The organism is Brevibacillus sp. AF8, assembly GCF_021270385.1.
GTDB lineage: Bacteria > Bacillota > Bacilli > Brevibacillales > Brevibacillaceae > Brevibacillus.
Genome location: NZ_JAGQDN010000004.1, coordinates 160991 through 178936, shown reverse-complemented (window position 1 = coordinate 178936; position 17946 = coordinate 160991). Strand labels below are relative to the sequence as shown.

The 17946-nt window shown below is 42.5% G+C and carries 15 protein-coding genes; 12 read left to right on the top strand and 3 right to left on the bottom strand.

From position 1 onward, the window contains the following. The first annotated feature begins 259 nt into the window (after positions 1-259). Positions 260-1291, top strand: a complete 1032-nt coding sequence (locus tag KB186_RS08860; RefSeq protein WP_173608809.1) for a LacI family DNA-binding transcriptional regulator — start codon at positions 260-262, stop codon at positions 1289-1291. A gap of 74 nt (positions 1292-1365) precedes the next feature. Here KB186_RS08860 and KB186_RS08855 read toward each other — a convergent pair whose 3' ends face one another. Continuing rightward, complete coding sequence (locus KB186_RS08855; protein WP_173608808.1) at positions 1366-2103, bottom strand: cyclase family protein; 738 nt, start codon at positions 2101-2103, stop codon at positions 1366-1368. Positions 2104-2322: 219 nt separating this feature from the next. Here KB186_RS08855 and KB186_RS08850 point away from each other — a divergent pair, with 219 nt between their 5' ends. The 4 genes from KB186_RS08850 to KB186_RS08835 all read left to right on the top strand — a co-directional run bounded on the left by KB186_RS08850 (position 2323) and on the right by KB186_RS08835 (position 7014). Beyond that, a complete protein-coding gene (locus KB186_RS08850) occupies positions 2323-2739 on the top strand; it encodes a VOC family protein (protein ID WP_232773433.1) in 417 nt (138 codons plus the stop codon). A 144-nt stretch (positions 2740-2883) separates the two neighbouring features. Next, on the top strand, positions 2884-4890 hold the full coding sequence (locus tag KB186_RS08845; RefSeq protein ID WP_173608806.1) for a serine hydrolase domain-containing protein: 2007 nt from the start codon (positions 2884-2886) through the stop codon (positions 4888-4890). 50 nt (positions 4891-4940) lie between these two features. Then, positions 4941-5648: a response regulator transcription factor gene (locus KB186_RS08840; RefSeq protein ID WP_173608805.1), complete on the top strand. Its 708-nt coding sequence runs from the start codon at positions 4941-4943 to the stop codon at positions 5646-5648. Next, positions 5635-7014: a HAMP domain-containing sensor histidine kinase gene (locus KB186_RS08835; RefSeq protein WP_173608804.1), complete on the top strand. Its 1380-nt coding sequence runs from the start codon at positions 5635-5637 to the stop codon at positions 7012-7014. The genes KB186_RS08840 and KB186_RS08835 overlap by 14 nt, the downstream gene beginning before the upstream one ends. Before the next feature lie 153 nt (positions 7015-7167). Here KB186_RS08835 and KB186_RS08830 read toward each other — a convergent pair whose 3' ends face one another. Beyond that, entirely contained in the window at positions 7168-7989 is an 822-nt protein-coding gene (locus KB186_RS08830) for an S-layer homology domain-containing protein (protein WP_232773432.1), read from the bottom strand. 203 nt (positions 7990-8192) lie between these two features. On the opposite strand from KB186_RS08830, the gene catA reads away from it, so the two are divergent. The 3 genes from catA (at position 8193) to htpG (ending at position 12242) form a co-directional block, all read left to right on the top strand. Then, entirely contained in the window at positions 8193-8852 is a 660-nt protein-coding gene (catA, locus tag KB186_RS08825; RefSeq protein WP_232773431.1) for a type A chloramphenicol O-acetyltransferase, read from the top strand. Positions 8853-8933: 81 nt separating this feature from the next. After that, positions 8934-10097, top strand: a complete 1164-nt coding sequence (locus KB186_RS08820) for a PstS family phosphate ABC transporter substrate-binding protein (protein ID WP_221867597.1) — start codon at positions 8934-8936, stop codon at positions 10095-10097. 264 nt (positions 10098-10361) lie between these two features. Then, on the top strand, positions 10362-12242 hold the full coding sequence (gene htpG, locus KB186_RS08815) for a molecular chaperone HtpG (RefSeq protein WP_221867598.1): 1881 nt from the start codon (positions 10362-10364) through the stop codon (positions 12240-12242). Between the two features lie 69 nt (positions 12243-12311). On the opposite strand, the gene KB186_RS08810 is transcribed toward htpG, so the two are convergent. Further along, positions 12312-13073: an SDR family NAD(P)-dependent oxidoreductase gene (locus tag KB186_RS08810; RefSeq protein WP_221867599.1), complete on the bottom strand. Its 762-nt coding sequence runs from the start codon at positions 13071-13073 to the stop codon at positions 12312-12314. 114 nt (positions 13074-13187) lie between these two features. Here KB186_RS08810 and KB186_RS08805 point away from each other — a divergent pair, with 114 nt between their 5' ends. From KB186_RS08805 to KB186_RS08790, 4 genes are all read left to right on the top strand, one after another. Then, positions 13188-13550, top strand: coding sequence for a MerR family transcriptional regulator (locus tag KB186_RS08805; protein ID WP_173608799.1), 363 nt, complete (start codon positions 13188-13190; stop codon positions 13548-13550). A gap of 151 nt (positions 13551-13701) precedes the next feature. Next, positions 13702-14442 (top strand): LytR/AlgR family response regulator transcription factor, encoded by a 741-nt coding sequence (locus KB186_RS08800; protein ID WP_221867600.1) that lies wholly within the window; start codon positions 13702-13704, stop codon positions 14440-14442. A gap of 1 nt (position 14443) precedes the next feature. Then, positions 14444-15715, top strand: coding sequence for a sensor histidine kinase (locus KB186_RS08795; RefSeq protein WP_221867601.1), 1272 nt, complete (start codon positions 14444-14446; stop codon positions 15713-15715). A gap of 138 nt (positions 15716-15853) precedes the next feature. Beyond that, entirely contained in the window at positions 15854-17905 is a 2052-nt protein-coding gene (locus KB186_RS08790) for a serine hydrolase domain-containing protein (RefSeq protein ID WP_232773430.1), read from the top strand. Positions 17906-17946: the final 41 nt, after the last annotated feature.

Sequence of the window (17946 nt, the reverse complement as noted above, 5' to 3'; positions counted from 1 at the left end):
ATGTCATAAGTTTAGGATCTTGTCAATTTGATTTCCTAGGCAAGAGTTGGGGTGATGTGCAATTGTCAGAGGAGAGGATGTTAACTCTAGCTATGTTGAATGGATGTATAGGTGTTGTGCAACAGGTGCGAAGTCGTCCGCCATGTTTTGCTCGAGCCTCGTTACCATTGGTTTTGTGTATGCTATAATAGCGGTAAGAAAACACCATTTAGCTCGGAAAGATTGAAAACGATTCCGATATGGAAAGGAAAGCAACGCGTTGGATACAAAAAATAAAGTGACAATAGAAGATGTGGCGAAGAAGGCTGGCGTAGGAATCGCAACGGTATCGAGGGCCATCAATGACAGCGGGGGAATCAGTCCGAAGACGAAAGCGTTGATTCTGGACGTCATCGATGAGCTGGGCTTTATTCCAAACACTTCCGCGCAAAGTCTAAAGGTGCGCCAAACCTATCAAATCGCATTGGCTGTCCCTGATATTCGCAATGCGATCATTCCGGATATCGCCTGGTCGGTTGAGCAAGCAGCCAAGCAGCATGGCTATCGCGTCGTACAAATTAATACAGCGGGAAATGCCCGAATGGAGCTTGAGACTGTGCGTGAGGTCAAAAAGCTGCATGTAGACGGGCTGATTATCATGCCGCTCGCCTATCCGAAGACGTTGGTCCAGATGATTAACAAAGCGAGTGTTCCCGTTTCGATTATTAACTATGGAAAAAAGCTCGAAGACAATGTGAAAGCAGATATTGTCAGTATGGCCCGTCAAGAAGGGCGACTGGTCATGGAGCATCTGATCAAAATTGGTCGTACGCGAATCGCTTACGCAGGTGCGCCGAAGGACAAGATCGAGGAACGGTATTTTGCCTATGAGGCGTCGCTTCAGCACGTCGATCCCTCGCTGGTGTATTTCGGTGAGGACTTCTCGTTTGAGACGGGCCTTCGTGCTGCTGATTACTTTTTTAGCTTGAAAAACATGCCGGACGCTATCTATGCGGTCAATGACATGGTGGCAATCGGGATTGTGAATCGGTTCAAGGAGCTCGGCGTCCGTGTGCCAGAGGATGTCGCTGTCGTGGGCATTGACAACAATGTGTGGACGACGATTACGACACCGCAGATCAGCTCTGTTTCGATCATGGGGGAAGAGGTAGCACGGCTGGCGACAGAGCTTTTGCTGAAACGGATTCGTGAGCAGGGGGCAGGGGCGTTTGAGCGCGTACAGTTCGAGCCGCGGCTGATTGTAAGGGAGTCCAGTGTGGCGGTTATTCGTAAATCGCCATTGGATACGTAGGGCATTTTCAGATGAAAAGCCGAGTGAGCGACAGGTGATCGGTGATGATACCTGGCTTTTACTCGGCTTTAGCTTTAAGGCAATATGGCAAACGAGCGAACAGGAAACCCGGAGGCTTTTTCCGGCTTGGGTGTAATGTTTACTATGACAGCGCCTTTTGCCGGGAGCTTATCGAGATTTTTGAGCAGCTCCACTTGATAGGTGTCTTGATCGAGCACAAAATATTCGCCCAAGAGCGCTCCGTTTTTCCGGTAGTCGATTGTCGCATCCGTATCGAAGGTTTCGTGACCGACTGCTTTGATTTGTCTTTCCTCGAACAAAAATTTCAAAGCCTCCAATGACCAGCCGGGAGCGTGATTATTGCCATCTGCATCCTTGTTGTTGAAGGCATCGACGTCTGGCCAGCGCTTGCTCCAATCTGTGCGCAAGGCAACGAAGGAGCCGCCCTCGATTTGACCGTGCTCGGTTTCGAAATGCAAGATGTCTTCCACGGATAGCGAATAGTCGTTGTTGGCTTCGGCTTCTTTTGATTTGTCGATGACGACGAGCGGCAGTACGAGTTCTTTCAGCTCGATCTCGTCCAAGTAACGCTTGTTGCGCACAAAGTGAATCGGTGCATCCAAGTGCGTACCGTACTGTCCAGGAAAAGAGAACCGCTGGGCGAAGAAGCCGTCGTCATGTGTGAACAGCGTTTGGAATTCGGCGGCGTCAAAGGCGTGGAAGTGCGGGGATTCCGGACCGAATGTGTGCGTGAGATCTACCCATTCTTTTTGTTTTAACAGGGTAATTGCTTGAATCAAATCGTTTGCCATGTGCCCACCTCGTTATTGTTTTTGGAATTTTCGCGCTTGTAAAACCGAGTTTATCCAATACTTTATCGGTTCCAATTCCGAGTGTCAATATCGGAAATGATATGAATGAATGGTTTAACACAAAATAGCAATCGGGAAGAAGCTTTCAAGCATGATTCTGCTATGCTTTAAAGGAGAAGAATGAGTATCATCCAAACAAAAAGCGAAGGAGAAATTCCCATGACAAAAGAGCTTTGGATCAATTTGCCCGTCAAGGACCTCGAAAAGTCCAAATCATTTTTTGCCGCACTCGGATTCTCTTTTCATCCTCGCCATGAGAATAGCAAAGAGATGGCGGGCTTGGTAATCGGCGAAGAAAACATGCTCATTATGCTGTTTCCAGAGGTTACCTTCCAAACCTTTACGCAAAATGAACTGGCAGATACAAAGCGCGGAACGGAAGTGTTGTTTTCGATCGATGCCGAGAGCAGGGAAAAGGTGGATGAATTGGTGGGTAAGGTGATAGACGCTGGGGGCACTGTTTTCAGTGAGCCGCGGGAGCATGGTCCGGGGATGTATGGGGCAGGCTTCGCAGATTTGGATGGTCATCGGTGGAATGTGTTGTATATGGATAGGAGACAGATATCGAGAGAATAGAGGAGCGTGCCCCTGAGAAATCAGGGGTTTTTGCATGAACAAGCAAAAAATTCATGTTCTATTAAGGTTGTATAGAAATACGATTAAGATTGATTGCTTACTCTTCTAGAGAAGGAAATAAGGGTAAAGGAGAGGAGCAATCTTATGAAAATGTTTTCGAAGTTACAGACATTAATGGCGACTGTACTTGTAACTACTATGAGCGTCAGCCTTGTAAGCGGAGTTGTTTCTCCAACCAAAGTGTTCGCATCTTCTGTATCTGGGCCGGATGATCCGAGAGAGGTAGAGCAATTTGCAGATGAATTTTTTAACCAGTCAGAAATTAAGAACAACTTGGCAGGAGCTTCGTTTGTAGTTGTAAAAGGAGACAAGGTCCTTTTGAAAAAAGGGTATGGATATGCGGATGTAGAGAAGAAGATTCCGGTCGATCCTGATCGGACTGTATTCCGTGTAGCGTCAGTATCCAAGGTTATTACAGCTACAGCCGTTATGCAATTGGCGGAGCAAGGAAAAATAGATTTGAACAAAGATGTATCCGCATATATGGGGGGTGCCCGGATTCCGAATAAGACAGGCACTCCTCTTACAATGAAACATCTGTTAACGAACGCCACTGGATTTGACTTTGGAGACACTTCTGACGGTTCAACAACCGACTTGAAACGGGAGGTTTCTTTAAAGAAATTCGTTATGGACAATCTCCCAAATGTCATTCGCAAGCCAGGAGAGTTTTACAGATATGACAACCTCGGCTTCACCATTCAAGGTTATGTTGTAGAACAAGTAGCAGGAAAACCATTTGGTGAATACGTGCAGGAACGCATCTTTAAGCCACTTGGCATGGAAAATAGTGATTTTCGACTTACACCCTCAATAGTCAAAGAGTTGGCTGTACCTTATAATATTATCGGACAGCCGATCCCGACTTATGCAACGGTACCAACTGAGCTTCCTGATGGTGGAATGCTCTCAACTGGTTCTGATATGGCTAAATTCATGATTGCTCATCTCAATAAAGGAAAGCTTGGGAATGCGACGATTATGGAAGAAGAAACGGCGGCAGAAATGCAGAGACCTCATCTTTCCGTGCATCCAAAGCTGAATAACATGGCGCTTGGTTTCGAATATGCCAACCAGCAAAATTACAATGGACATTATGTTATTGAAAAAGCAGGGGATTTACAAGGATACCATACCGGGATGTGGTTGATCCCGGAAGAAAAAGTGGGAGTATTTGTTACAGTCAATAAGGACTTCGAAATTCGTATGCCTTTGATTGAAGCGTTTATGGATCATTACTACCCGAAAAATGAGCACAAAAAGGGACCGTTTGCGTTAGCGAAACAAGAACTCACGAAGTTTGAAGGGACATACAGCGATTTGCGAAACCGGATGTGGACGACTCGTATACGTGCTGAAGGCGGCAAACTCATTGTAAAAGACCCGCTGGGAGAACATTTCCTATATGAGGTGGAGCCACTCTTATTCCAGGATGAACAAGGTAGTAAAGCTGCTTTTAAGCTGAACGATCACGGAGATGTGCAGGCTTTCTATTACGATTTAAAATCAGATAGTTGGGCAGAAAAATTGCCTGAGCCGCAACGTTATCAGGATGTGGAGAATGACCATCCATATGCGTCCTATATTTATCACCTGCGCCAGATCGGTGTCTTTGCTGATATGGAAGGAGACAATCGCTTTTCGCCCGAACAACAGATAACAAAAGGAGAGTTTGTTGGCTGGTTCATCAAGTGGAGTGGCATTGCCCCATCAAAGCATAAACCGATTTACACGGATCTTTCAGGTAACAAGTATGCGCGGGAAATTCAAGCAGCTTACGAGTTAGGTTTACTAAAAGCATCTGCTGATGGCAAATTTTATCCGAACGAGCCATTGACGCGTCAAGAAGCAGCAACCATCGTATGGCGCATGGCATTTGGCTATCTTCATGGAGAGCCGAAAAAAGCCAAGTTGAGTGGTAGGACAGATGCTTGGGCTTTAGAGGGAGTCCATTTCGTAGTGGCAAAAGGATTATACGGACCAGAAGTGGTGAAAGGCAGAGATGGCAGTTTCGATTATAAATCAGAGCAGCTGATGGTAAGGAAAGAAGCGGCTGCGTTACTATCTCGGTTCGCAGACCAATTATTTTAGGGTACAACAAGCCGTGACTTCTTGTTTGTGCTTCGTTGCGACATGAGGCGATGGAGGGAAATACAATCAAAACGATACTGATCATCGACGATGAAGCACAAATTCGTGAACTACTCAGTATTTATTTGAAAAATTACGGGTTTGCTACTTATGAAGCAGGTAATGGGGTTGATGCGCTGGCTGTATTCTCAAACGTGCAAATCGATCTGGTTATTGCTGATATTATGATGCCGATGATGGATGGATACGAGTTATTAAAAAAGATGCGACATATTTCCGAAGTTCCGTTTTTATTCCTGTCCGCGAAATCGGACGATATGGATAAAATTATTGGACTGCAGCTTGGCGCTGACGACTATGTGGGGAAGCCTTTTAACCCCATAGAAGTCGTCAGCAGAGTTCAAGCGTTATTCAGAAGAATGGATGTATTTTCTAAAGGTGAAAAGCAGAACGATGAAATCATACAAATTGGCGATGTCATGCTCGATTTGGTGAGCTGTAAGCTGTACAAAAATGGACAGCAGAAAGAAGTGACATCGTACGAGTTCAAGATTTTGTCTTTACTGATGAAGCATGCGGGGAGAGTTTTTACAAAAGCATCCATCTACGAGCATGTTTGGGGGCAGGAATACATAGGGGATGAAAACCTCATCATGGTCTATATCAGCAAACTCAGGGAGAAGATTGAGGATAACCCAAGAAAGCCAGTTTATCTTATTACGATCAGGGGGTTAGGCTACCGTTTTGAAAAAAAATGAGAGCATCCCCGACAAGCGGCCGTTAAAACAACTGTTTTTTCGGCACTATGTTGTGATAAGCGGTTTGTTCTTATGCACGATTATGATTGCTCTTTTGGGGACAGACCTGTTGATGGACAACTATTTTGATAAAACGCCCGATTTGACCCGAGTGGACGGCAGTAAAATATACCAGTACCCTTTTGAAAAGATTGATGGACGGTTGTTAGACGAGTACGGCGGCTGGTTCGAGATCGTGGATGAATCGGGGACAGTCATCTATGTAAAAGGCAACAAGGAAGACAATATCATGACATATAGCGATGGAATGCTGTACGCTAAAGTGGACATACTGCGAAATGATGATTCAATTTTCTACCATGCCTATCGAGCGCAAGGGCCAGAGGGTGAAAACTATGTTCTGTTGTGGAAAATTCCTGAGCGGTCGGAAATTATATCATTGGCGCTTGGAATCTTAATAGCGTTGTTTGTCGTTCTGTTGTTCATCTCCCTTTATTTCTATACCCGGTACTCCGTCTTGCAGATGAAGAAGCCTCTCCGGCAAATTGTAGAGGGTATTAAAGAAATGGAAGGCTTCAATTATCAGAAGAGGCTTACATTTTCGGCAGAAATGGAATTTGCAGAAATCCGGGAAGCGTTTAACGGAATGGCAGAACGACTACAGCAGACCTCGGCAGAGAAAGAAGCGGTAGCGGACAACAAAAGAAACATGCTGCTGCATTTGTCTCACGATCTGAAAACGCCGATTACCTCTGTATTCGGTTATTCTCAGTTGTTGCTGGATAGGCCGGAGCTAGAAGAAGAGCAAAGGCGTCAGTATGTTCAATATATTAACGACAAATCGTCTTATATGGCCCATTTGATTCAAAATTTGTTCGAGCTGGCAAAGCTGGAAGACCAGCACGTGAGACTTGATAAAGAAAAGGTGAATATCAGTAAGTGGTTTATGCAGCTTGTTGCGGAATTTTATCCGGAAATAGAAGATAGGGGATTTCAGCTGGATGTGAAAATTCCAGAGGAGCCGCTGTTTGTCATGTTCGACAAAATGCATATGAACCGCGTTATTACGAATTTGATCGGTAACTCACTAAAACATAATCCTCCGGGAACGCAGCTATTCGTTTCATGCGAGAAAATAGAAGCCGGCGTTGTTCTGTGGTTGGGTGATAACGGTACAGGTGTTCAAGAGGATGTTAGGGAACACATTTTTGAAGAGTTCATAAAAGGGAGTAATCCTGTGAAAGATAGCACCGGACTCGGTCTAGCCATTTGTAAAAAAATTATAACGTTACATCAGGGGACCATTCATTTGGAAAGAAATCAACGGTATACGACTCTATTTAAAATAACGTTGCCTCTTGAATGAGCGGTACTGTCCGGGAATGTATGGGGTGGGCTTCGCTGAAATCTGCTTGTATATGGATATGAGCAAAATGCAGATGGAGTAAAAGGTGCATTTGCTAAAAGGAGCCTTCCAAATGTGAGGGCTCCTTTTCCAAAACGAGAGTTTGGGCGAGGGTTATTTACTCGTATACGTTGAGAGAGACCCATCCGCTAATAATACGTTGTAAGTACGGTGCAGCATGACTACTGCCTCCGCTCGTGTGAGTGGATCGTGTATTTCCAATTGGTTATCCCACGTACTCATGATGTCGTTGCCCACTAGCCATGCGAGTGCATAAGCTTTTAATGCATCAATGTCACCATTGGCGAAAGTTATTTCTCCAGAGTCGAGGTGACTGTAGCTAATTGTGTATTCGGCGTTAGGAATAGCAGTGGAACCAGGATAAGGTGATCGATAGTTAGGTGAATCGACCGACTGTACGGTAATATCGTCAATTCTAGCGAGGACTTGCAAAACTTGATCGGCGGGCATTTGATACATCTCTTGGTAAAAAAACGTTTGGAAGAAGTACATAGCTTCCCACCGCGTTACCTTTTTTTCGGGATAGATGTAGACTTTGTCCCAGTCCCAATCTACAACACCAAATGAGTTTGCATCGTACATTTCCATTAATGGCTGATAGGCCCAATGTTTTTTGGGGACATCTTCAAACTTCTGTATTTTCTGCTCGGAGGATTCTTTGTTTAGATTCGGACGGAGCTTATTAAACAGCTTATGAAACATAACAGTGAGCTCGGCTCTGTCAATCGCCTCATTCGGCCTGAAGGCTCCATTGGAATAACCGCTTAATACACCTTTTTTCACCATGAAATCAACGGATTCCCGAGCCCAATGTCCATTCGGGATATCGCTGAACTGACTGGCTTGAACAGGCATGGAAGTTGAGAAAAGAATCGAAACGATAAGAGCTAAGCATAAAGACATATTTTTCATCATGTTCCTCCTTTACCATCCCTTTCCTTTTCCCTTCCCTATTTCTGCTTAAACATTGGAGCTATACACAGGCTGATGTCAAAAAGAAATACAAGTGGTATGCTGGAGGAGTAAGGCAGGATTGGAGAAGGGGATGGTGTTATGAAAAGGACACGCAAAATCACCTCCTAAAATCATGATGTTTTCGATTTTAGGAGGGATATCCAATGAAATTTCAGCGAATCGATCTAAACAATTGGAGCAGAAAGTCTTATTTCGAGCATTATCTGAACCGAGTGAATTGCACCTTTAGTTTGACAGCCAACATTGATATATCGGGATTGCTCCCCGCTCTACGGCAAAAAGGGATGAAGCTGTACCCGGCTTTTCTGTATATGGTGACAAACGTTGTCAATGAGCATCGTGAATTTCGGACATCGTTTCATGCGGATGGCGAGTTGGGCTACTGGGAGAGCATGATACCCAGCTATACTTTTTTTCACAAGGACGATCAAACTTTTTCTACGATGTGGACGGAATTCGCTGATGAGTTCCCTGTGTTTTATCAAAATTACGTAGCGGATATGAAACAGTATGGGGACAACAAAGGTTTTGTAGCGAAAGAACCGGAACCGCCTTATACCTTCCCTGTCTCGTGTATTCCCTGGGTTAGCTTCAGTGGGTTTAATCTGAATATTTCGGGAGATGGGCGATATTTGCTGCCGATCATTACGAGCGGAAAGTATTTCGAGCAAGGAGGCAAAACGTTATTGCCTGTTTCTTTGCAAGTCCATCATGCGGTTTGTGATGGCTATCACGCCAGCTTGTTCATCAACGATTTGCAAAAATGGGCAACAAATTATAAGGAATGGTTAGGTGTCGAGTAAATTGGCTCGTTTGGTATGCTTCTTCTTCCTAATCTCTCCCAATCATTTATAATAACGGTAGGAGAACTGGGAGGAGAAGGAATGAACAAAGAATTGGTAGGAAAAATCTTCGGCTGTATTGTTTTGGGTGCGATCATCACTGTGATCGGAGTCGTGGCGATGGTGATGACTGCCTTGAACGCACAGGGAAGAGTTTATTGCCTACTTGTCGCTGTCACGACGGTCGTTTTTATCATCTACATCATCGGCCAAATGTTCGCCCCGCAAAAGAGTCGGTTATGGAACCGGGCCCTCTTTGTCTATTTTCTCTTTTGTACGCTGCCAGTTGCAGGATATGAGATCAGCAGCTATTACCATAACAGCATTCCTGTGGTCAGTGAGGCAGAGGTCGATCTGGAACAGTATAAACCGTTCGCCACAGACTCCAAGGTCCATAAACTGGATCAACCAGCGACATTGTCATTACAGTCTGATTTGCCCAAAATAGATGGGGCGACGGCCTTGTATCCTCTTTACGCTTCCTTTGTGCAGGCTGTTTATCCCGAGAAAAATTATGATCTTTACGACAGTGAAGTCATGGTAAACAAGACGCCAAATGCGTACGAAAACTTACTGGATGGCAAAGTCGATATCATTTTTGCGGCAGCGCCTTCCGAGGAACAGCTCCTGTCAGCAAAAGAAAAAGGCGTAGAGCTTAAGCTGACCCCGATTGGAAAGGAAGCTTTTGTCTTTTTCGTCCATGCAGAGAATTCTGTTCACGGACTCACTACCCAGCAGATTCAGGACATTTATGCGGGAGACATCAATTCCTGGGATCAAGTCGGGGGCGGGTATGAGTATATTCGATCCTTTCAGCGTCCTGAAAATAGTGGAAGTCAGACGATGCTCAAGAAGATCATGGGAGACAAAGAGCTCATGAAAGCACCACAAGAAGACGTGGTAACAGGAATGGGTGAAATCATCGAGCAAACAGCCAACTACAAAAATTATTCGAATGCCATCGGTTACTCGTTCTTGTTTTATGCCACGGAGATGGTGCGAAACGGAAACATTCGTCTGCTCGCGATTGATGGGGTAATGCCTAATAAGGAAACGATAAAAAGCAGAGCGTATCCGTTTGCGGCCGATTTTTACGCAGTGACAGCCGGGACGGACAATCCGAATGCAGAGAAGCTGATCGAATGGATTTTGTCTCCACAAGGACAAGAATTAGTAGAAAAAACGGGCTATATTCCGGTGAAATAAAATTAGGCGAAGCAAAGGAGACCCTTGGGAGATTGACCCGAGGGTTTCTTCTTCGCTCTCCCTTTGTCTCGATTTTGGGTCGTGATTGTCGCGATGATCCGGGAGTCAGGCTTGCAGGCTGGCAGGCTGGCGGTTTTATTTCTAGTTGGATCATATTGACAGAAAAATCTAAGACTGTTATAAAAATAGTGAATAGCACTCGCGAGGTGAGAGTGCTAACATCGAAAAAGGAATACATAAGAAGTCCGGAAGGGTGGGTATTTCATGGAAAAAAAGCAGTTTCAAGCAGAATCTACACGTCTGTTGGAAATGATGATCCATTCTATTTACACACAAAAGGAAATCTTTTTGCGCGAGTTGATCTCCAATGCGAGTGACGCGATTGACAAAATTTACTACAAGTCGCTCACCGATGATCAATTGGTGTTCGATAAAGAGAACTATTACATCAAAGTAGAGGTTAACAAAGATACCAGAACATTGACGCTGACAGATACCGGGATCGGCATGACGCAGGATGAGTTGGAAAATAATCTGGGTGTCATTGCGAAGAGTGGGTCTTTGGCGTTCAAAAAAGAAAACGACGCGAAGGATGGCTACAACATCATCGGTCAATTCGGCGTTGGTTTCTACTCGGCTTTCATGGTTGCCGACAAGGTTACGGTTATCAGTAAAGCACTGGGCAGCGACACTGGGTACAAATGGGAGTCCAGCGGTGCGGATGGCTACACGATTGAGCCTTATCAAAAAGATTCCGTCGGAACCGAAATCATTCTCGAAATCAAGGAGAATACGGAGGAAGAGAATTACGACGAGTTTTTGGAAGAGTACCGATTAAAAGCGATTATCAAAAAGTACTCCGATTTCATTCGGTACCCGATCAAAATGGACGTTACGCAGCATAAGCCAAAAGAGGGCAGCGAAAACGAGTACGAACAGGTGAAGGAAGAGCAAATCGTGAACAGCATGGTTCCGATTTGGCGTAAAAATAAAAGCGAGCTGACCACGGAGAATTACGAGCAGTTTTATGCGAGCAAGCATTACGGCTTCGACAAGCCGCTGACGCACATCCATATCAATGCTGATGGAGCCGTTGTTTATCAGGCGATTTTGTACATCCCGGAGAGCATGCCGTTTGATTACTACTCGAAGGAGTACGAAAAAGGTCTGGAGCTGTATGCGAACGGCGTACTCATCATGAACAAATGTGCAGACCTGCTTCCCGACTACTTCAGCTTTGTAAAAGGGATGGTTGACTCCGAGAGCCTGTCGCTCAACATTTCCCGTGAGATGCTCCAGCATGACCGTCAATTGAAGCTGATTGCAAAAAACATCACGAGCAAAATCAAAAGCCAGCTGCAAAGCATGCTGAAAACAGAGCGGGAGAAATACGAGCTGTTCTACAAGTCGTTTGGCAGACAGCTGAAATACGGTATGTACAGCGACTACGGAAGGCATAAAGAAACGCTGCAAGACCTGTTGATGTTCTACTCTTCCAAAGAGAAAAAGCTGGTGACGCTAGAAGAGTACGTAGAGAGAATGCCAGAAGATCAAAAGTACATCTACTACGCATCTGGCGAGTCGATCGAGCGAATCGAGAAGCTGCCGCAAACAGAGCTCGTATCCGAGAAAGGCTACGAAATCCTGTACTTCACAGATGACGTCGATGAGTTCGCGATCAAAATGATGATGAACTACAAGGAAAAGGAATTCAAATCCGTATCGAGCGGGGATTTGGGAATCGAACCGGGTGAAGAAGAAAAAGCAGCCGAAGCAGAAAACGAGAACAACAAAGAGCTGTTCGACTATATGGCATCGCTGCTCGAAGGAAAAGTCAAAGCTGTCAAAGCCTCCAAGCGCTTGAAGTCACACCCTGTCTGCTTGTCGACTGAGGGTGAAATGACGATTGAAATGGAAAAAATCTTGAATGCGATGCCGAACAATCCGAACGTCAAGGCCGACAAGGTGCTGGAGATCAATGTGAACCATGCGGTGTTCCAGTCGTTGAAGGGTGCATTTGACACAGACAAGGAAAAGGTCAATTTGTATACGGCGCTTCTGTACAATCAGGCTCTCTTGATCGAAGGCTTGCCGATTCAAGACCCAGTAGAGTTTACGAACGATATTTGCAAAGTAATGGTTTAATCATCAAAAAGGGGATGAGACTTACTCATCCTCTTTTTGATGTGGAAAATGTCTCGGAATGATAAAAAACTAGTTGCTTGGCCTCGATACATACGTGAAGATTGGATCTCTTAGCTCGAACTCATATGTTGCTCCATTCACGATTCCAACGACCTTCTCACTGTCATATAAATCGAGCAAGAAACCGGCCATTTGTTTAGCTGTATGGAACTTAGGAACTGCACCAGCATATTCAAAATGATCCATATCAAAGGAACGCTTCGCAAATTCGGTCTCTGTTGCAGCAGGTGCCAAGACTTTTGCTCGCATTTCTGCTCCGTTCTCCCTCAATTCTTGTGCTAGACCTTCCGTAAAGGCACTTACATAAAACTTCGTTGCACAATAGGTCACGGCGTTAGCAATGATTCTGTAACCTCCGCCTGAAGAAATATTGATGATTTGTGTTCCTTTCACATGTGCATAGTCATGAGCATAACGAGAAGAAAGAATCGTTAGTGCTTCAATATTCAAGTGAAGCATGGACTCAATTTTATTCAAGTTTTGTTTTCCAACAGAAGCAAAGTTTCCAAACCCCGCATTATTAATCCAGGTCTCAATCTCATAATCCTTTAGACTGTCGTAAAAGTCATGAACATTTGCACGTACACTTAAGTCAACTGTTCGAATGACTACATCCAATTTTGCGTTGATTTCAGCCACTTTTGATTGTAACTTTTCTAATTCATTCGTTCGACGTGCTGCTAAAATTAAGTTTTTTCCACGAGCAGCAAATGCCAGAGCGGTTTCAAAACCAATTCCTGAACTTGCCCCCGTAATGACCGTATAATTCATGTATACCCCTCCTGAATTTATTCAATAGCTTCCATTGAGATTGAATGTTTCATTGAGTATACAGATTAGAGTAAACTCTAAGTCAAGGGTATAAAATCCATTCGGAGGTTTCTCATGCACACGATTGGTGAAGTGGCACATCTATTAGGGATCAGCACACATACGCTGCGATATTATGAAAAGGAAAAAATAATTATTCCGGATCGCGATGAAAGTGGTGACAGGCGATATAACGATTCGCATATTCAATGGCTGCGATTTGTTATCAAGTTAAAAGAAACGCAAATGCCTATCTCGAAAATCAAGAAGTACGCTTCACTATTTTTAGAAGGAGAACATACTGCTTCAGCTCGATTGAGTCTTTTAGAAGATCATAAACACTATATTGAGCAACAAATAAAAATTTTAATCGATGTGGACGGTATGCTAGAACGTAAAATTGTTGCTTACAAAGATTTCATCCGTAACAGAGATTGATTTTCCATTCATAAGGGCCAGGGGGGTGATTGTGATTTAAGGGATTCAAATTTGCATTTCATCCAAAATCTATCTATATAAAGTTAAGAGGTTGTATCATGTTTATGATAGAACTTTAAAATAAAGGTAATGGAACGAGGGTACATCATTTATGTATAGAGTGGCTATTTGCGATGATGAGGAGAAACACAGAGAGTTTGTTAAAAGTATTCTACTTACATTGTCGATAAAGACAAATATTGAGTTTGTAATCGAATCATTCGACTCGGGAGAGCAGTTGGTATCTTATTATGAGCGCCAAGAAATTCCGTTCCATATTTTAATTTTGGACATTGAAATGGGTGGAATGAACGGAATTCAAACAGCCCGAACCATAAGAGGGTTACATAACCTGGATGAACAAATTATTTTTCTGACAAGTTACCCAAAATATATGGTGGAAAGTTTTGACGTCATGACATTCCAGTACTTGATAAAACCCATTGAACCTTCGATCTTGGAGGAGAAAATCATCAAGCTACACCAATACTTTCAAGCACTTGATAAAAAGTATATGGTCATCAAGTCAGGCTATGAAGAAGTCGTATTGAAACATGATGAACTTATTTGTATTGAAGCTGCCAAAAGCTTAACCATAAAAAGCAAGCTGCATTTTACGACCACGAATCAAACCTACGAAAGCAAAGGCATCATTTCTGATTATGCTCTGGCCTTAAAGGATTGTAACTTCATACAAATCCATCGTTCCATTATTATTAATCTGCTTCATGTGAAGAAATTTGCTAGTGGAGTGGTTCTCATGTCCAATGGGAGGGAATTGCCTATAGGGCGTTCTAAAATGAAAGAGGTTAAAGACACTTACACCAAATTTATGATTATGAAGGTCGATTGATATGATTCAAAATAATTTTCCGATTGTCTTTTGCATTATACTTCTGATGGGTGTGCAAGTTAATTTTTTCTTCAATTCGGTATTTGATAAATCAGCTAAAAAACAAAACCGATTTATATACTTCATTATCTTTGGATTGCTCGATTACCTATATTTAGTTATACCAGCCTCTCTTATTTTATCTTCGATGCTATCTTTTCTTGTGATATTTAGTTTTGCGCAATCTTATACAGTAGAATTTAAAACGAAGTTTACTTTTTCTATACTTTACAGTGTTTTAGCATCTCTCTCTTATTTTATATCGCTATATTTATTTTATTCCCTAGATTCCGTTGACTTTAGCTTTCACTCTATAAATGAACAAGATCAAATAGCCAATACGAAAGCTATTTTACTCAGTTCCATGATCATGTTTGCGATCATTCAGATCATACGACTACTTGCAAAACGTAGAAGTTTCTCTTTGGATAATCGTTACTACGCATTATTCTTGGTTATTCCTGTCGTAAGTATATACCAGCTGAGTATTCTAACTTATATGGACGTTTATTCTTTCATTTCCGTCATTGGAATGCTTCTCTTAAACGTTATTATTTTCTATATTTTTGATAATATCGTTGATAAATTTCAATTTATGCATGAGAATTCGCAATTGCAACATCAAATGGACTATCAAGATGCGAATTACGAAAAAACAGTTCACAGCTTCAAATCGATTAAACGAATCATTCATGATACGAACCAACAGCTTTTGTATATCGAAGAATGTATTAAGCGAAATGAGTTAGAAGCGGCAATGGAACATATCAAGACTACTTTAAATAAAGTCGAAGGAGCCTATCATCGCGTTAATACGGGGAATCTGGTTATAGATGCCCTTGTCACAAATACGCTTAATATTGGACAAGCCAATGGTATAAGAATAGATACTAAGATCAACTTATATTCACAGGAAGTTAATATTGACCGTTATGACTTATGTGTAGCTCTAGGAAATATGCTAGATAACGCAGTGGAAGCTTCTAAACGAGTAAAAATCGCAGAAGATAGGTACATTCTAATCAAAATATATTCTACCGAGTCTACCCTTCTCATTCACATCTTGAATCATATGGAGAATGAAGTTGCCTATTTGCACAGCCAAAAATCAAACGCGGAATTTCATGGTATCGGATTAACAAACATAGCTAGAATTTGTGAAAAGTACGGTGGTCATATGACCATTGAAACGAAACATAAAGAATTTAATAATATGGTCGTACTTCCATATTAAAGCAACAATCCTTAGACAACATGTTGTTTAGGGATTGTTTTTTTCGTTTCAGGGTCATTTTTATTCTAGTAGACTTTTTCCTTGTATGATCATTTCAGCGAAGTACAATACAGCAAGAATTACGAGGAGGAATTAACAATGAAGAAGGTGGTTTCTGTATTCATGACCGCTATTCTTGTTGCAATACCAGTCACCCCTGCTTTTGCTCTAACGAATCCTGATACTGTAGAAGAAAAGGCACGGGAGCAGGCTTCGAAGATCGTATCCGAATATGGTGCTAGTGGATTGCAGTATGCAATTAGGGATCATGGATCCATTGTCTTATCAGGCAGTGCTGGTGTATACGATAAAGAGACCAAGAGTCCGATCACCGAAGACACGATGTTTGGAATCGGCTCGGTAAGTAAAATGTACGTGACTGCTGCAACGATGATGCTGGCTGATTCTAAAAAAATTGATATTGATAAGCCGCTAACCACGTATATCAAGGACTTTAAAATGGCAGATAAGCGATATAAACAGATTACGCCACGTATGTTGATGAATCATTCTTCAGGAATTTACGGTAGTCAATATGGGAATAGTTTTTTATTTGATGATAATGATACGAAAAATCATGATGAATTATTGGTAAGATTACAATCCGAAAGCTTAAAGTCAACTCCCGGCGAGTTTTCAGTATATTGCAATGATGGTTTTCAGCTGCTTGAAATATTGATTGAGCGAGTGAGCGGTTTACGTTATAGCGAATTTCTTGAAACCTATATTTCTGATCCTCTTCAATTGACCTCTACCAAAACACCACTTGATTCTTTTGATAGAGACAGGCTCATAAAAACTTATTATCCTGGGTTGGATCAAGCTTTACCCGTTGAGAATGCCAATCTCATAGGGACAGGAGGCCTTTACTCCACGGCTGAAGAAGTAACTGAATTCGCTGAAGTATTAATCGGGAATCGAACGGATATTTTATCTGAGAAGTCAGCAAAGGCTATGCAAAGTCATGAGTATAGAAAAGGCGTGTGGGTTCCTGAAGAGACAAACTCGATTAACTATGGTCTTGGTTGGGATGCTGTCCGTTTAGCACCGTTTAGTGATTACGGAATAACAGCATTATTTAAAGGTGGAGATACGATTATGTATCACGCTGCTTTGGTGACCTTACCCGAACATGATATTACGATTGCTGTGCTTTCATCGGGAGGCAGTGGTATCTATAATAGTTTAGCTGCATCAAATATTTTATTGGAATATCTAAGAGCCAAAGGCACCATTAAAGAAATTTTACCTGAAAAAACATTTGAACCTCCAGTGAAAGTGGACATGCCATCCGATATGCTTGCATACTCTGGGTTATACGGTAGTGTAGGTAAAACGGTAAAACTGGAGATAAAGAACGGGGAGATTCATTTACCTGATCTAGCATTTGGAGGGGTACCGCCGCAAAAATATGTATATACCGGCAATGGACAGTTCAAAAACAACGATGGGAATGCAACGATAAGCTTTGACCGAGCGAAGAATGGAAAAACCTATTTAAAACTTAACGCTTATATAAATAATCCAGGATTAGGTCAAGCGTTTTCGGTAACCTATGAATTTCAAAAGTTAGCTTCCAATCCACTAAAACAGTCAATGAAAACAGTATGGGAACATAGGGATGGAAAAAAATACTACGCTGTAGATGAAAAGATCACTTCAGTAATGTATCTAAACAATGCGCTTGTGACCAAAACTATATCCGTTGATATCAGCCATGGATACGCTTCAGGCACTAAAATTGTTGACAAGAATAATGCAGTAAATGTAATTCAGATTCCTGTTGCAAACGGAAGAGACGCTTTTGATTTGAATTTCTATCATAAGAATCAAAAAGAGTATGTAAAGATCAATGGATTATCCTATATCAGTGAAGATGCTATTCCAACCTTTCATGATGGGAAAGATTCATTATGCATCATACCATCGGATGGTCAGGCTAGATGGTATAAAATCGATGCAAAATCAGCCAACCGAGTTATCAACGTTGAGACTCCGGTAAGCGGTGGATTCGCCGTTTATGACAAGAATGGAATGACTGTGAACTTTTCAAAGGCAAGTAACAAGCATTCGGTAGTACTGCCTGAGGGTGGGATGATCGTTTTTGGTGGGAATGCGGGTGATGTATTTAAAATTAATTTTGAAGAATAGATAGATGTAAGCATAAAAGTCCGCATTACTAGTAATATCCC

Excerpts from the sequence above, each read along its gene's own strand:
- KB186_RS08805 (WP_173608799.1), top strand. The coding sequence starts at position 13,188 with ATGCACACGATTGGTGAAGTGGCACATCTATTAGGGATCAGCACACAT.
- KB186_RS08800 (WP_221867600.1), top strand. The coding sequence starts at position 13,702 with ATGTATAGAGTGGCTATTTGCGATGATGAGGAGAAACACAGAGAGTTT.
- KB186_RS08850 (WP_232773433.1), top strand. The coding sequence starts at position 2,323 with ATGACAAAAGAGCTTTGGATCAATTTGCCCGTCAAGGACCTCGAAAAG.
- KB186_RS08830 (WP_232773432.1), bottom strand. The coding sequence starts at position 7,989 with ATGATGAAAAATATGTCTTTATGCTTAGCTCTTATCGTTTCGATTCTT.
- KB186_RS08855 (WP_173608808.1), bottom strand. The coding sequence starts at position 2,103 with ATGGCAAACGATTTGATTCAAGCAATTACCCTGTTAAAACAAAAAGAA.
- KB186_RS08795 (WP_221867601.1), top strand. The coding sequence starts at position 14,444 with ATGATTCAAAATAATTTTCCGATTGTCTTTTGCATTATACTTCTGATG.
- KB186_RS08845 (WP_173608806.1), top strand. The coding sequence starts at position 2,884 with ATGAAAATGTTTTCGAAGTTACAGACATTAATGGCGACTGTACTTGTA.
- KB186_RS08840 (WP_173608805.1), top strand. The coding sequence starts at position 4,941 with ATGGAGGGAAATACAATCAAAACGATACTGATCATCGACGATGAAGCA.
- KB186_RS08820 (WP_221867597.1), top strand. The coding sequence starts at position 8,934 with ATGAACAAAGAATTGGTAGGAAAAATCTTCGGCTGTATTGTTTTGGGT.
- catA (WP_232773431.1), top strand. The coding sequence starts at position 8,193 with ATGAAATTTCAGCGAATCGATCTAAACAATTGGAGCAGAAAGTCTTAT.
- KB186_RS08790 (WP_232773430.1), top strand. The coding sequence starts at position 15,854 with ATGAAGAAGGTGGTTTCTGTATTCATGACCGCTATTCTTGTTGCAATA.
- htpG (WP_221867598.1), top strand. The coding sequence starts at position 10,362 with ATGGAAAAAAAGCAGTTTCAAGCAGAATCTACACGTCTGTTGGAAATG.
- KB186_RS08810 (WP_221867599.1), bottom strand. The coding sequence starts at position 13,073 with ATGAATTATACGGTCATTACGGGGGCAAGTTCAGGAATTGGTTTTGAA.